The sequence below is a fragment of the Frankia gtarii genome, assembly GCF_025403375.1.
GTDB lineage: Bacteria > Actinomycetota > Actinomycetes > Frankiales > Frankiaceae > Frankia > Frankia gtarii.
In genome coordinates, this window is the sequence record NZ_JAMPTM010000168.1 from 1 (window position 1) to 14446 (window position 14446).

The window sequence follows — 14446 nt, forward strand, 5'->3', positions numbered from 1 at the left end:
GTAGTGGGGTAGAGTGGCGCGCAGTGGGGGGCAGGAGCTTACGGGTGACCGTCACGGGGTGACCTGGTGCTGTCTTCCCGGCAGCGGCAGGGGGTCGCCGGTGTTTCTCGGCAGCCACACGCCGCGGCTGGATGACAAGGGGCGGCTGACCTTGCCCGCGAAGTTCCGCGACGAGTTGGAGGGGGGGCTTGTGATCACCAAGGGGCAGGAACGATGCCTGTACGTCTTTCCGATGGCGGAGTTCACCCGGATCAGCGAGTCCCTGCGCACCGCTCCGGTCACCGCGAAGGCGCTGCGTGACTACAGCCGAGTGTTCTTCTCCTCGGCTGCCGATGACGTGCCCGACCGGCAGGGGCGGATCACCATTCCCGTCCCGCTGCGCACCTACGCGGGGTTGACGCGCGACTGCGTGGTCAACGGGGCGAACACCCGGGTCGAGATCTGGGACGCCCAACGCTGGCAGGCCTACCTGGAAGGGCAGGAGGAGAGCTTCGCCGAGCTGTCCGAGGAGGTCCTGCCCGGAGTCATCTGAGCTGCCCTGGGATCTCGCGATCCGGACGTCCGGCCCACGTGTTCCGGCCCACGCTCGCACCCTTGCCCTCCGGCCGCCCCTTCCCCGGCGGCCGGCGCGGCGGGGAGCATGCGGGACTGGCCACGCCCGGCGATCCCACGTGCGGATCCGCCGCATCGGCGATGCCCGCACGCCTTTGCTGGGATACCGCCGTACCGGACGAGCCCCCGTCAGCACATCTTGAAGACGAGGTCCACGAGCGGTCGAGGGAGGCTCAGCACTGAACGCCACGCACACACCCGTGCTGACCGACCGCGTGCTGGAACTGTTAACCCCGGCCCTGAGCACGCCCGGAGCCGTGGTGGTGGACGCGACGGTGGGGTTGGGCGGGCACGCCGCCGCCCTGCTCGCAGCCTTCCCCGAGGTCCGCGTCGTCGGTCTCGACCGCGATCTCGACGCTTTGGCACACAGCGGTGAGCGGCTGCGCGCGCTCGCGCCCGAGCGGGTCCGGCTTGTCCACGCCGTCTACGACGAGATCGGCACGGTCCTCGCCGGGCTCGGGTGGCCGCAGGTGCAGGGCGTCCTGTTCGACCTCGGCGTCTCGTCCCTGCAGCTCGACACCGATGCGCGCGGCTTCGCCTATTCCCGGGACGCGCCGCTGGACATGCGGATGGACGCCACTGGCGGCCGGACGGCCGCCGAGGTCCTCAACACCTACGGCGCCGTCGAGCTGGCGCGGATCCTGCGGCACTACGGCGAGGAGCGGTTCGCCCGCCGCATCGCGGAATCGGTCGTCCGGGCCCGCGCCGACGAGCCGTTCACCACGTCGGCGCGGCTGGTCGACCTCGTCCGCGACGCCATTCCGGCGCCAGCGCGGCGCACCGGCGGCAATCCGGCCAAGCGCACCTTTCAGGCCCTGCGCATCGAGGTCAACTCCGAGCTGGACGTGCTCGCCCGCGCGATGCCCGCCGCGTTCGACGCGCTGGCCGTCGGCGGTCGGCTCGTCGTGCTGTCCTACCACTCGCTCGAGGACCGGCTGGTGAAGCGGGAGCTGCGCGGCTACGCGGAGACGCTGGTGCCCCCGGACATGCCCGTGGTGCCGGCCGGTGCCGAGCCGCGGCTGCGCTGGCTCACCCGCGGCGCGGAACCGGCGAGCGAGGTCGAGAAGGCCGACAACCCGCGGGCGGCGTCCGTGCGGTTGCGGGCCGCTGAACGTACGGCTCCGAATCCGGACCGCGCCCAGCCCATCCTCGGAGGTGCATCGTGACCGCTCCCGCGCAGCCGCTTTCTCGGGCGGGGCGGGGCGGCGGTGGCCGCACCGGTGGCCCGCCCACCGCAGCCCGGGCCGGCCGGGTGCCGGGCACCGCGGCAGCGCGTACCGCCGCGGCGACGGCTCCGGTTCTCGACCCTCCGCTGCGGCGGTCCCCCGCCCGGACGCGGCTCACGGTGGTCCGCCCGGCCCCGCCGGGTGCCCGCAAGGGACCTTTCGTCGTCCTGTTGTTGGTGCTGCTCGGCGCCGGCCTGCTGGGTCTGTTGGGGCTCAACCTCGCGTTGATGGAGAACTCGTTCCAGGAGAACACCTTGCGTAACCGGGCATCCGCCCTGGCGGACGAGGAGCAGTCGCTCGCGGTGCGGGCCGACCAGCTTTCCGACCCGGCGGCATTGGCGAACCAGGTCAGCCGCCTCGGCCTGGTGCCCGGTGGGGTGCCCGAATACCTCGCGCCGGGCTCGCCGCTGCCGCCCGGCGCCAGGGTGCTGTCCCGGGAGCCGGGCAGCGGGTCGGTACTGGTGATCGTGCCCGCACCGGTCGGCCAGCAGCCCCCGCCCGGCGCGGGTACGACAGCTGCTGCGGGTACCGCCGCGGCCGGCGCTGCGGGTACCGCCGCGGCCGGCGCCGCGGGCACCGCCATCGGGGCGGAAACGGCCGCGCCCGGTGCGGCGCCCGCCGCTGGAACCGCCGCGACCGGCGGCGGAACGGTCGGCGCCTCGGCGGCCGGCGCGGCGGTGGGGTCGCAGCCGGCTTCGGAGACCGCATCGGTGGCGGGTGCCGCCGGCAGCGGGTCCGGCACCGGGGTGCCGGCCGGCACGCAGACCTCGACCGGCACCGTCGGCGCTGACCGGGGTGGGCCCGGGCAGTGAGTTCCACCCCCCCCGGCTCACCTCGCCGTGGGCGGGGCCGGCTACGACTGGTGACCCCGCCGCCGCCCTCCATGCACGGAGGCCGGTTGCGCCGCGACGACGATTCGGATCACGGCCAGGTGAATGACCGGGATTACGACGACCCCGGCCGCCCACGCGGCCGACCCGGCCAGCGGGCGGATCGAGCCCGAGGCGCGCAGGAGCATCCGCGGGCGCGCCGAGGCGACCCGGGCGGGAGCGGCACGACCCGGAGCGGCACGACCCGGAGCGGCACCGCGCGAGGTGGCACGACCCGAAGCACGGCGCGAGGTGGCACGGCGCAGGGACGCGGCCAATCGCGCACCGCCCGCGGCTACGGGAGCCGTTATCGCGACCGGGACGACCTCGACGACTACGACTACGACGGGGTCGACGACTTCCATGACGTCGACGGCCTCGACGACGCCGTGGCGCAGGGGCGGCGCGTCTACCGGCCGGGAGGGACGCCCCGCGGGTCCGGTGCCGGGCGGGGTCGGCCCGCCCGGGGCGGTGGGCGGGCCGGCGGCGGGCGCCGGCCACCGCGACCGACGGTGCGGCGCAACTACCGGCTGGGCAGCCCGCGGCGGCGGCTGCGGGTGACGATCGTGTTCATGTGCGCGCTGCTCGGCGTCCTCGCGCTGCGCCTGACCCAGCTCCAGGGCTTCTCCGCGTCGACCTACGCGGCGCAGGCCGAGGCGGAACGGCTGCGCATGATCGTGCTGCCCGCGGTGCGCGGCGCGATCACCGACCGGTCCGGCCACACCCTCGCCCAGCACGTCGAGCTGCGCGCGATCTACGCGAACCCGACGAGCGTCAAGGACGTCGGCGCGACCGCCCGCAAGCTCGCCCCCGTGCTCGACGACAGCGTCGCCGAGCTGACGACGCGGCTGACGGACCCGACCAAGCACATCAAGTTCGTCTACCTCGCCCGCGGCCTGACCCCCGACGTCGCGAAAAAGGTCAGCGCGCTGCAGCTACACGGTATCGGCATCACCGAGGAACGCGGCCGCACCTACCCGGCCGGGCCGCTGGCGGCCAACGTCGTCGGGTTCATGCGGCGCGGCGACGGGGACGTGCTGAAGGGCGCCGGCGGGCTGGAACTCGCATACGACAAGGTGCTGCGGGGCACCGATGGCCAGCGCGTGCTGGAGGCCGACCCGGAGGGCATCAAGATTCCCTCCGGACACGACCGGCAGCGGGATCCCGTCCCCGGCTCGGCGCTGCGGCTCACCCTCGACCGTGACATCCAGTGGAACGCCCAGCAGGCCATCGCCGACGCGGTGCGCTCCTCCGAGGCCGACGGCGGCACGGTCGTGGTGATGGACCCCCGCACCGGGGACATCCTCGCAATGGCCGACGCACCCGAGTTCGACCCGCGCAACATCCTCCCGCAGGACGAGGCGTCGCTGGGCAACCGCTCCACCAGCGACGCCTACGAGCCCGGCAGCGTCAACAAGGTGATCACGATGGCCGCCGCGCTGGACCGCGGTCTCATCACCTCGGAGACGCCGCTGACCATCCCGCCGTCCATCATCCGCGGCGGGGTGCGCATCAAGGACTCCGAGGAGCATGGCGTCGAGCATCTGACGACCGCCGGGGTCCTGGCCCGCTCCAGCAACATCGGCACCGTGGAGATCGCCGAACGGGTCGGGCGTCCGGCGCTGGAGCAGGCGCTGCGGGCCTTCGGCCTCGGCGCGAAGACGGGGCTGCACTTCCCCGGCGAGGGCACCGGCCTGCTGCCGGCCGCGAAGGACTGGTCGGGCAGCCAGGCCGCGACCATCTCCTACGGTCAGGGCATGTCGGCGACGGCACTGCAGATGGCGTCGGTCTACGCCACCGTCGCCAACGGCGGGGTGCGGGTCCCCCCCCGGCTCGTCGACGCCATCACCGGTCCGGACGGAACCGTCCAGGTCACCCCGCATCTTCCCGGCCAGCGGGTGATCAGTGCGCAGACCGCGTCGACGCTCAGCCGGATGCTGGAGGCGGTCGCGACGAACGAGGGCACCGCGCCGCTCGCCGAGGTCCCCGGCTACCGGGTGGCCGGCAAGACCGGCACGGCGAACCGGGCGGACCCGGTGCACGGCGGCTACCAGGGCTACGTCTCGTCGTTCATCGGCTTCGCCCCGGCCGACGACGCCAAGGTCGTCGTCGAAGTCGTTCTGGACAACCCGAAGAAGGGGTACTTCGGCGGACAGGTCGCCGCGCCGGTGTTCCAGGGCGTGATGAGCTTTGCCCTGACCACCCTCGGCGTGCCGCAGCCGACGACGAAGCCGTCGCCGCTCCGGCTCGACCTGGACAAGTAGTTCGGACCCGTCCGCCCGCGCGATGGACCACCGCCATGCCCGGGCGCCCCTGCCGGTGGCCGCGCTTGCTCCCACTAAGGTCGTCAGCGTGACCCCACCGGCACCCCGACCGGCCGCCCCGACCGCGTGCGGCCTGGCTGATCTGCGCGCGGTGCTCACGGCCGCAGCGCTCCCACCAGCGCCCGCCGCGTCGCCCACCGGCTTCGCGTCGCCCACCGGCTCCGGTCCGGACGCGGCGGTGCGCGGCGTCACCCACGACTCCCGCCAGATCCGGCCCGGCGACCTGTACGCGGCGTTGCCCGGCGCGCACGTGCACGGTGCCGACTTCGCCGCCGCCGCGATCGCCGGCGGCGCGGTGGCGGTGCTCACCGACGCCGAGGGCGCGCGGCGGATCGCCGCCGGGGGCGGCCCGGCGGCCGCGCTGCCGGTGCTCGTCAGCGTCGACCCGCGCCGCGCCCTCGCCCCGGTGGCGGCCCGCATCTACGGCGACCCGTCGGCGGCGCTGCGCCTGCTCGGCGTCACGGGAACCAACGGGAAGACGACGACCGCGTTTCTCCTCGACGCCGGGCTGCGCGCGGCGGGCCACACCACCGGGCTGATCGGCACGGTGGAGACCCGCATCGCCGGGCAGCGGCTGGCCAGCGCTCACACCACCCCGGAGGCCAGCGACCTGCAGGCGCTGCTGGCGACCATGGTCGAACGGGGCGTGGACGCGGCGACCATGGAGGTCTCGAGCCACGCGCTGGCCCAGCACCGGGCGGACGCGCTGCACTTCGCCGGGGCGCTGTTCACCAACCTCAGCCAGGACCACCTGGACTTCCATCCCACGATGGAGGACTACTTCGAGGCGAAGGCGTCGCTGTTCGCGCCCGGCCGGGCGGCCGCCGCGGTGATCGGGGTGGGCGACGACTGGGGCCGGCGGCTGGCACGCCGGCGCCCGGACGCGGTCACCTTCGCCGTCGACGGCCCCGCCGACTGGACGGCCCGCGCCGTCACCGCCGGTCCCGGCGGCAGCGAGCTACTGGCCGCGGGGCCGGGCGGCGAGCGGGTGGAACTGTCCGTCCGGCTGCCCGGTATGTTCAACATCGCCAATGCGCTGGGTGCGCTGGCGCTGCTCGTCGCGGTCGGGGTCGACCCGGCCGTCGCGGCCGCCGGGATCGGCTCACTGCCCGGCGTGCCAGGTCGGATGGAGCGGGTCGACGCCGGCCAGCCGTTCCTCGCCCTGGTCGACTTCGCGCACACCCCGGACGCGGTCTCGACGCTGCTGGCGGCCGTCCGTCCCCTGGTGAAGGGCAGGATCATCATCGTGCTCGGCTGCGGCGGCGACCGTGACCGCGGCAAGCGCCCGCTCATGGGGGCCGCCGCCGTCACGCTCGCCGACCTCGCGATCCTCACCAACGACAATCCGCGTTCGGAGGACCCGGCGGACATCCTCGCCGCGATGCTCGCCGGGGTGCCGGCCGCGGTGCCCGCCAGCCGGGTGCGGGTCGAACCAGACCGGGCCGCCGCGATCGCCGCGGCCGTCGCCGCCGCCGGCCCGCAGGACGCCGTCGTCGTCGCCGGCAAGGGGCACGAGTCCGGGCAGGAGCAGGCCGGGGTGGTGACCCCGTTCGACGACCGGGTGGTGCTGCGGGCGGCGCTGGACGCGGCGGCGCGCGGATGATCCCGCTGACCCTCGCCGAGGTCGCCGCGGCGACCGGCGGGCGCCTCGACACGGTCGACGACCCGGCCGCCGTGGTTCGCGGGGTTGCCGTGGACTCCCGCCAGGTCGGCGCCGGCACGTTGTTCGTCGCTCTGGCCGGCGCCCGGTCCGACGGGCACGACTTCGCCGCCGCGGCGGTGGCCGCGGGCGCGCCGGCGGTGCTCGCCGCCCGGGAAGTCGGCGTGCCGGCGGTCGTTGTCGCCGATCCGTCGGCCGCGCTGGCCGCCCTCGCCGCGCACGTGCGCGACACCGCCCGCGCCACCGTCGTCGCCGTCACCGGCTCGGCGGGCAAGACCACGACCAAGGATCTGCTCGCCGACCTGCTGGCCGAGCTCGGCCCGACGGTGGCCGCGCCCGGGTCGTTCAACAACGAGATCGGCCTGCCGCTGACCCTGCTGCGCACCGAGGTGGACACCGCGTTCGTCGTGTTGGAGATGGGCGCGCGCGGCCTCGGGCACATCGCGACCCTGTGCGCGGTGGCCCGCCCGTCCGTCGGGGTGGTACTCAACGTCGGCAGCGCGCATGTCGGCGAGTACGCCGACGGCCGGCGCGGGATCGCTGCGGCCAAGGGTGAGCTCGCCGAGGCCGCTCGCGACGCCGTCGTCCTCAACGCCGACGATCCGCTGGTGGCGGCGATGGCGCCGCGGGCGCGCGGCGAGGTCGTCACCTTCGGCGAGGGTGCCGGGGCCGACGTGTGCGGCGCCCTCGTCGGCGTCGACCAGCTGGGGCATGCCTCGTTCGACCTGCTCGCCGGTGGCGAGCGCCACCGGGTCACCCTCGGCCTCGTCGGCGCGCACCAGGTGCCCAACGCGCTCGCGGCGGCGGCCGTCGCCCTGCGCCTCGGACTGAGTCCCGAGCGGACCGCGGCGGCGCTCGGGGCGGCGCGGGCGCGCAGCCGCTGGCGGATGGAGGTCACCCGGACCGCCGCCGGGGTCGTCGTCGTCAACGACGCGTACAACGCCAACCCCGAGTCGATGCGGGCGGCGCTGGTGACGCTGGTCGACATGCGCGGGGCGGGCCGGGCGATCGCGGTGCTCGGCGGGATGGGGGAGCTCGGTGACGCCGCCGACGACGCGCACGACGCGCTCGGCCGGCTCGCCGTCCGGCTCGGGATCGACCAAGTGATCGCGGTGGGGCCGGCGGCCCGGCGCATCCATCTCGCGGCGTCGCTGGAGGGCTCCTGGGACGGCGAGTCGGTGTGGGTGGCGGACGCGGACGAGGCGGTGGCGACGGTGGTCGCGCTCGCCCGGCCGGACGACGTCGTGCTGGTCAAGGCCAGCCGGTCCTACGGTCTGGAGCGCGTCGCCGAGGACGTGATGACAAGGTTCGGCGTGGTCGGCGCCGGGATCGAGGGGGCATGAGTACGGACCGCTGGGTGTACCGAGGCGAACACGCGCGGGTGACACCCGCGTGAGAGGCGTTCTTATCGCGGCCATGGTCGCGTTGGTCGTGTCGTTGCTCGGCACCCCCTGGGTGATCCGGTTCTTCCGCCGGCAGGGCTACGGGCAGGAGATCCGCGAGGACGGCCCGTCGAGCCACCTGACCAAGCGCGGCACGCCCACCATGGGCGGCACCGTGATCATCGTAGCGACGCTGGTCGGCTACTTCCTCGCTCACCTGGTCACCGGGATCGGCTTCACCGCCTCGGGTCTGCTCGTGCTGCTGGTGATGACCGGGCTCGGCGTCGTGGGCTTCCTCGACGACTGGATCAAGATCCGCAAGCAGCGCAGCCTCGGGCTCACCGCCCGGATGAAGTTCGCCGGCCAGGCCGCGGTCGCGCTCGCGTTCGGTCTGCTCGCGGTCCGGTTCAAAAACGACGCCGGGCTGCTGCCGGGATCGACGTACATCTCGATCGTGCGCGACACGTCGCTGACGGTCGGCATCGTCGCCTTCCCGCTGCTGGCCTGGATCATCATCGCGGCGACGTCGAACGCGGTGAACCTCACCGACGGCCTCGACGGCCTCGCCGCGGGCACGTCGGCGATGGTGTTCGGCGCCTACGTGGTCATCTCGTTCTGGCAGTTCGGCAACCTGTGCGAGCCGGGGAACTCCCCGGCGGGCTGCTACGCGGTGCGCGACCCGTTGGACGTGGCGCTGGTCGCGGCGGCGGCGATGGGCGCCTGCTTCGGCTTCCTGTGGTGGAACGCCAGCCCGGCGAAGATCTTCATGGGGGACACCGGCTCGCTCGCGCTCGGCGGCGCCTTCGCCAGTATCGCCATCGTCAGCCGGACCGAGCTGCTGCTCGTCGTCCTCGGTGGCCTGTTCGTCATCGAGACCCTGTCCGTCCTGATCCAGGTGGCGTTCTTCAAGGCGACGAAGAAACGCGTGTTCAACATGGCGCCGATCCACCACCACTTCGAACTCGCCGAATGGCCCGAAACGACGGTGATCATCCGGTTCTGGATCGTCTCCGGCCTCGCGGTGGCCTTCGGGCTCGGTCTGTTCTACGCCGAGTTCCTCTCCCACGGAGGTAATTAGCCCCATGAGTTCCACGCAGGCGGCCGGCGCCGCGGCGCCGCACACCTGGGCGGGGCTGCCGGTGCTGGTCGTCGGGGTCGGGGTGTCGGGGTTCGCCGCGGCCCGGGCGCTGCTCGGCCGCGGCGCCCGGGTGCGGGTCGTCGACGCCGGCGACTCCGATCGGCACCGCGCGGCCGCCGCCGACCTGCGGGTGCTTGGCGCGACGGTGGAGCTCGGCGGGCTGCCGGCGGGTCCCGGCGAGGCGGGGCTCGTCGTGACCTCGCCGGGCGTCCCGCCGACCGCGCCGCTGATCACCGGATCGGCGCGGGCGGGGGTGCCGGTGTGGGGGGAGGTCGAGCTCGCCTGGCACTGGCGCGGCGCCACCCGCTGGCTCGCCGTGACCGGCACGAACGGCAAGACCACGACCACCGAGATGCTCGGGGCGATGCTCGTCGCGGGGGGCCGGCGCGCGACCACCGCCGGCAACATCGGCACGCCGATCGTCGAAGCCGTGGCCGCCGAGCCGCCCTACGACACGCTCGCCGTCGAACTGTCCAGCTTCCAGCTGCACTACACCCTCACCGCGGCACCGCTGGCTGCGGCCGTGCTCAACGTCGCCCCGGACCATCTCGACTGGCACGGCGGCGCGGACGCCTACGCCGAGGCCAAGGCGCGGATCTGGCACGATCCCGCGACGATCGCCATCGGCAACGCCGACGACGCGGCGAGCACCCGGCTGCTCGCGGGGGCGCCAGGCCGCCGTGTGCTGTTCGGCCGGGACCCGGGGGCCCGACCCGCCCCGGGGCTGACCGTGGCCGGCGGTCACCTCGTCGACCACGCCTTCGGCGGCGGCCGGCTCGTCGCCCTGCGTGACCTGCGGGTCGCGGGCCCTCACCTGATCTCCAACGCGCTTGCCGCGGCGGCGCTGGCCCGTGCCGAGGGTGTGGACCCGGCGGCGATCGGCGCCGCGCTCGCGGACTTCCGCGCCGGCGCCCACCGCAACGCCGAGGTCGCCGTGATCGACGGCGTCCGCTGGGTGGACGACAGCAAGGCGACCAACCCGCACGCCGCCGCGGCCTCCCTGGCGGGCTACCCCTCGGTCGTGTGGATCGCCGGCGGCCTGAACAAGGGTCTCGACTTCGACGACCTCGTCCGCGACGCCCGCGGCGTGCTGCGCGGCGCGGTCCTCATCGGCCGCTGCGCCGAGGAGATAGGCGTCGCGCTCGCCCGACACGCCCCCGATGTCCCCGTCGAACGGGCCGCCGGCATGGACGATGCGGTGAAGGCCGCGGCGGCGCTCGCGCGCGCCGGCGACACGGTGCTGCTCGCGCCGGCCGCGGCCTCGATGGACATGTTCCGCGACTACGCGGCCCGCGGAGACTTGTTCGCCGAGGCGGTGCGCGCACGAGAGGGGTAGCCGTGGCTGGTTCGAGGCCGGTGTCGCCCTCCTCCGGATTGTCGGTGCGGCCGGTGGCCGCCCGCTCCGGTGACGACGACCCGGTGGACCGCGAGACCGCCGAGCTGCGGGTGCCGCTGCTCGACCGGCCGCTCGCCTCCTACTACCTGCTGCTGTCCTCGGCCGGCCTGCTGCTGCTGCTCGGGCTGGTCATGGTGCTCTCGGCATCGAGCGTGCGCTCCTACGCCCTGTTCGGCTCGGCGTACACGCTGTTCATCCGGCAGGCGATCTGGGTGGGCATCGGCCTGCCGATCGTCGTCGCGGCCAGCCGGCTGCCGGTGCGGGCGTTCCGGGCATTGGCCTACCCGTTGCTGGCCGGCACCGTGTTCCTGCTCATGGCTGTGCTCGTCCCCGGCATCGGCAGCGTGCGGGGCGGGGCCCGGCAGTGGATCGTCGTCGGCCCGATCACCATCCAGCCCAGCGAGCTGGCGAAGATCGCGCTGGTGCTGTGGTGCTCGGACCTGCTGGTGCGCAAGCGGCGGCTGCTGGCCGACCCGAAGCACCTGTTCGTCCCGCTGGTCCCGATGTTCCTGTTCATCGACCTGCTGATGCTGCTCGAACCGGATCTTGGCGGCGCGATCTGCGTGACGGTCGTCCCGCTGACCATCCTGTGGGTGATCGGCACCCCGAAGCGCTTCTACGGCGCCGTGCTCGGTTCGATGATCCTCGCGGCGTCGGTGCTCGCCGTCGTCGAGCCCTACCGGATCCGGCGGCTGCTGTCGTTCACCGACCCCTTCGCCGACGCCAGCGGCGACGGCTTCCAGGCCGTCCAGGGCATCTACGCGCTGTCCACGGGTGGTTGGTGGGGGGACGGGCTCGGCGCGTCCCGGGCGAAGTGGCCGGAGGTGCTGCCCGCGGTGCACACCGACTTCATCCTCGCGATCATCGGCGAGGAGCTGGGCCTGGTCGGCAGCCTCGTGGTGGTCGGGCTGTTCGGCGTGCTCGGCTACGCGGGCCTGCGTATCGCCCACCGCTCCGACGACCTGTTCGTCCGGCTGGCCGCCGCCGGGGTCACCGCGTGGATCATCGTCCAGGCGGTGGTGAACATGGGGGCGGTCGTCGGCCTGCTGCCGATCACCGGTGTCACCCTGCCGCTGGTGTCCTTCGGTGGGTCCGCGCTGCTGCCCACCCTCGCAGCCCTCGGGATGTTGCTCTCCTTCGCCCGCTCGGAGCCCGCGGCGGCGAAGTACCTGGCCCGACGGGCCGAGGAGCGCCGGGTGGCACGGGCCGAGCGCGCCGGGGCGCGCCGGCGGCGACTGCCCGGCCGTCGCGCCCGGCGACCCGACCTGGAGCTCGTGCCCGCCGACGGCCCCGACATAGCATCAGGCACCGGTGGGCGAGTGACCGGGACCGGGCGGTCCGCGGGCCGGCCTGATGTGTCATCGTCTTGACCGATGTTGCGAAGCGTAGTGCTCGCCGGCGGCGGGACAGCCGGCCATGTCGAACCCGCGCTCGCCGTGGCGGATGCCCTGCGCGCCGCCGAGCCGCGTGTCCAGCTCACCCTGCTGGGCACGGCTACCGGCCTGGAGGCGCGCCTGGTGCCGGCGCGGGGATACGAGCTGGCGACGGTGCCGAAGGTGCCGATGCCGCGTCGGCCCACGCCCGCGCTGCTGAAGCTGCCCGTCCGCCTGTTCGACGCGGTGCGCCAGGCGGGCGCGACGTTGGATCGGGTCCGGGCGGACGTCGTCATCGGCTTTGGTGGCTACGTGTCGGTGCCGGCGTATCTCGCCGCCCGGCGCCGCGGCATTCCGATCGTGGTCCACGAGGCGAACCCGCTGCCCGGGATGGCCAACCGGCTCGGCGCCCGGTTCACCTCGTTCGTCGCCACCTCGTATCCGAGTACCCCGCTGCGCGGTGCGACCCTCACCGGGATCCCGCTGCGCGCGCAGATCCTCACCCTCGACCGTTCGCCGGCGGCCAGCCGCGCCGCGCGGGCCCGCTACGGGCTTGACCCGCATCGCCCGACCCTGCTCGTCTTCGGCGGCTCCCAGGGGGCCCGCAGCCTGAACGAGGTCATGACCGCGGCGGCGCAGCCGCTGGCCGGCGCGGGCGTCCAGGTGCTGCACGCAGCCGGGCCGAAGAACTTCGACGAGGTCGCGGCGGCGCTGCCCCGCGGCCTGCCGGCCCCCTACGAGCTGCGGCCCTACCTGGACGACATCATGTCCGCCTACGTCGCCGCCGACATGACGCTGTGCCGCTCCGGCGCGATGACCTGCGCCGAGCTCGCCGCGGTGGGCCTGCCGGCGGCCTACGTGCCGCTCCCACACGGCAACGGCGAGCAGCGCCGTAACGCCCTGCCGACGGTGGAGGCCGGCGGTGGCCTGCTCGTCGACGACGCCGACCTCGACGCGGACTGGCTGCTGGCGAACGTGCTGCCGGTGCTCACCTCGCCGGAGCAACTGGCGAAGATGTCGGCGGCGTGCGCGGGCACCGGCTACCCCCAGGCCGCCGCGGCGATCGTCGCGATGGTCCGCGATGCGGCGGCAACCCGCCGCCGCTCCAGGCCCCGTCACGCCGCCTCCTGACGGCCCGCCCGCGCGGACACCCTCCCGCGGGCAGGCCGGGGCCGGGTGTTACTGGATGGCCGGACCCGTGGATGGCCGGCGTCGGCGGCGGGGGAGCGTCAGCGCAGGGCGGTCAGGACGACGACGGGGATCTCGCGTTCGACCTGTTCCTGGTGGCCGCGGATACCCGGCATGGTCTCCACCAGGGCCTGGTAGAGCCGTTCCCGGTCGGCTCCGGTGGCGGTCGAGGCCACCGCGGGGAAACGGTCGGTGCCGAGCTCCACGGTGACCTTGGGGTTGGCCGTGAGGTTCCGGTACCAGTCCGGATGCCCTGGGGCGGCCATGTTGGACGCGAACACGATGATGCGACCGTGCCGGTCGGCCTGCCCGTTCCCGCCGCCAGGCTGGTCCTCGGCGCCAGGCTGATCCTTGCCCGCCGGGGTGTCGGAGGGGCCGTCAGTGACGTAGCCGAGCGGCGTGGTGTGTTCCCGCCCGCTGCGCCGCCCGGTCGTCGTCAGCAGGACGAGCCGAGAGCCGGGCAGCGTCTTCTCCAGTGCTCCACCGGTCGCCCGGTATTCGGCGATCACGGTCTGGTTGACCGCTCGGATGTCGAAGCCGGGGCTGCGCGGGTCCTGCGTGTCTGACATCCACCTGATCCTCACCGGTCGCCGCCGGCCATGCCGGCGGTGGACGTGTTGCGGCAGTCAACCATCGACGCAGCGTCACGGCCGGGAGGATCACGCCGGTGGCGCCGCGTCGGCGTCAGCGCGGCGTCTCCTCGCGCAGCGCCGCCAGCAGCCGCGGTCCGACCGTCGTGATCGTACCGGCGCCCAGGGTGAGTAGCAGGACGCCGCCGGCCTGGGCGGGGACGGGGCCGCCCAGCGCGTCGCGGACGTCCGCGGCGAGCCGGTCGACCAGCTCCGGCCAGGGCACGTAACCGACTGCCGCGGGCCCGGCCAGCCGCGTGACCAGGTCCATCGGGTGCCGACCGAGGTCATCGGTCTCCCGGGCGGCGTAGATGTCGGTGACGTACAACCGGTCGGCGTCGGCGAAGGCGGTGGCGAAGCCGTCGAGTAGCGCGGCGAACCGGCTGTAGGTGTGCGGTTGGAGCACGGCCCACACCGCTCGGCCGTGCGCCCGGGCGCGGGCCGCGGCGAGCGTCAGCCGGATCTCGGTCGGGTGATGCGCGTAGTCATCGATGATCTCCAGGCTCCACCCGCCCGGCGGGTCGGCGACGGGGGTGGCCGGCAGGGTCCGCGACCGGGGAAGGGATCTGCCGGCCTGGGCCGGCATGGCCCCCGACCGGTCGGGGGGGGACGCGGGGGCCAGCGCTGTCGCCGTCACCGGCGCGTCGAC

The 14446-nt window shown here is 74.4% G+C and carries 12 protein-coding genes; 10 read left to right on the plus strand and 2 right to left on the minus strand.

From position 1 onward, the window contains the following. Positions 1-100 precede the first annotated feature (100 nt). From mraZ to murG, 10 genes are all read left to right on the plus strand, one after another. Complete coding sequence (gene mraZ, locus NBZ83_RS21380) at positions 101-532, plus strand: division/cell wall cluster transcriptional repressor MraZ (RefSeq protein WP_261570302.1); 432 nt, start codon at positions 101-103, stop codon at positions 530-532. Positions 533-791: 259 nt separating this feature from the next. Further along, entirely contained in the window at positions 792-1778 is a 987-nt protein-coding gene (gene rsmH, locus NBZ83_RS21385) for a 16S rRNA (cytosine(1402)-N(4))-methyltransferase RsmH (RefSeq protein ID WP_261570304.1), read from the plus strand. Continuing rightward, positions 1775-2650: a cell division protein FtsL gene (ftsL, locus tag NBZ83_RS21390; protein ID WP_261575671.1), complete on the plus strand. Its 876-nt coding sequence runs from the start codon at positions 1775-1777 to the stop codon at positions 2648-2650. Before rsmH ends, ftsL begins: the two co-directional genes overlap by 4 nt. 119 nt (positions 2651-2769) lie before the next feature. Next, the gene (locus NBZ83_RS21395; protein ID WP_438803326.1) at positions 2770-4971 is read left to right on the plus strand and encodes a peptidoglycan D,D-transpeptidase FtsI family protein; all 2202 of its coding nucleotides are present in this window, start codon (positions 2770-2772) and stop codon (positions 4969-4971) included. Between the two features lie 88 nt (positions 4972-5059). Further along, on the plus strand, positions 5060-6634 hold the full coding sequence (locus NBZ83_RS21400) for a UDP-N-acetylmuramoyl-L-alanyl-D-glutamate--2,6-diaminopimelate ligase (RefSeq protein ID WP_261575675.1): 1575 nt from the start codon (positions 5060-5062) through the stop codon (positions 6632-6634). Beyond that, positions 6631-8034, plus strand: a complete 1404-nt coding sequence (locus tag NBZ83_RS21405; RefSeq protein ID WP_261570298.1) for a UDP-N-acetylmuramoyl-tripeptide--D-alanyl-D-alanine ligase — start codon at positions 6631-6633, stop codon at positions 8032-8034. The genes NBZ83_RS21400 and NBZ83_RS21405 overlap by 4 nt, the downstream gene beginning before the upstream one ends. 49 nt (positions 8035-8083) lie before the next feature. Then, positions 8084-9151 carry a phospho-N-acetylmuramoyl-pentapeptide-transferase gene (gene mraY / locus NBZ83_RS21410; RefSeq protein WP_261570297.1) on the plus strand — a complete coding sequence of 356 codons (1068 nt, stop codon included), beginning with the start codon at positions 8084-8086 and terminating at the stop codon, positions 9149-9151. Positions 9152-9155: 4 nt separating this feature from the next. After that, complete coding sequence (murD, locus tag NBZ83_RS21415) at positions 9156-10547, plus strand: UDP-N-acetylmuramoyl-L-alanine--D-glutamate ligase (protein ID WP_261570295.1); 1392 nt, start codon at positions 9156-9158, stop codon at positions 10545-10547. A gap of 2 nt (positions 10548-10549) precedes the next feature. Continuing rightward, positions 10550-11977, plus strand: coding sequence for a putative lipid II flippase FtsW (gene ftsW, locus NBZ83_RS21420; RefSeq protein ID WP_261570293.1), 1428 nt, complete (start codon positions 10550-10552; stop codon positions 11975-11977). 3 nt (positions 11978-11980) lie between these two features. Continuing rightward, positions 11981-13111 (plus strand): undecaprenyldiphospho-muramoylpentapeptide beta-N-acetylglucosaminyltransferase, encoded by a 1131-nt coding sequence (gene murG / locus NBZ83_RS21425; protein WP_261570292.1) that lies wholly within the window; start codon positions 11981-11983, stop codon positions 13109-13111. Between the two features lie 98 nt (positions 13112-13209). Here murG and NBZ83_RS21430 read toward each other — a convergent pair whose 3' ends face one another. Together NBZ83_RS21430 and NBZ83_RS21435 are read right to left on the minus strand one after the other, a co-directional pair. Beyond that, entirely contained in the window at positions 13210-13737 is a 528-nt protein-coding gene (locus NBZ83_RS21430) for a nitroreductase/quinone reductase family protein (protein WP_261570291.1), read from the minus strand. A gap of 115 nt (positions 13738-13852) precedes the next feature. After that, positions 13853-14446, minus strand: a 594-nt coding sequence (locus NBZ83_RS21435) for a glutamate ligase domain-containing protein (RefSeq protein ID WP_308203811.1), incomplete at its 5' end; no start/stop codon positions are given.

Bases quoted from the DNA above. Each gene is read 5' to 3' on its own strand.
- NBZ83_RS21405 (WP_261570298.1), top strand. From the start codon at position 6,631: ATGATCCCGCTGACCCTCGCCGAGGTCGCCGCGGCGACCGGCGGGCGC.
- NBZ83_RS21430 (WP_261570291.1), bottom strand. From the start codon at position 13,737: ATGTCAGACACGCAGGACCCGCGCAGCCCCGGCTTCGACATCCGAGCG.
- murG (WP_261570292.1), top strand. From the start codon at position 11,981: ATGTTGCGAAGCGTAGTGCTCGCCGGCGGCGGGACAGCCGGCCATGTC.
- murD (WP_261570295.1), top strand. From the start codon at position 9,156: ATGAGTTCCACGCAGGCGGCCGGCGCCGCGGCGCCGCACACCTGGGCG.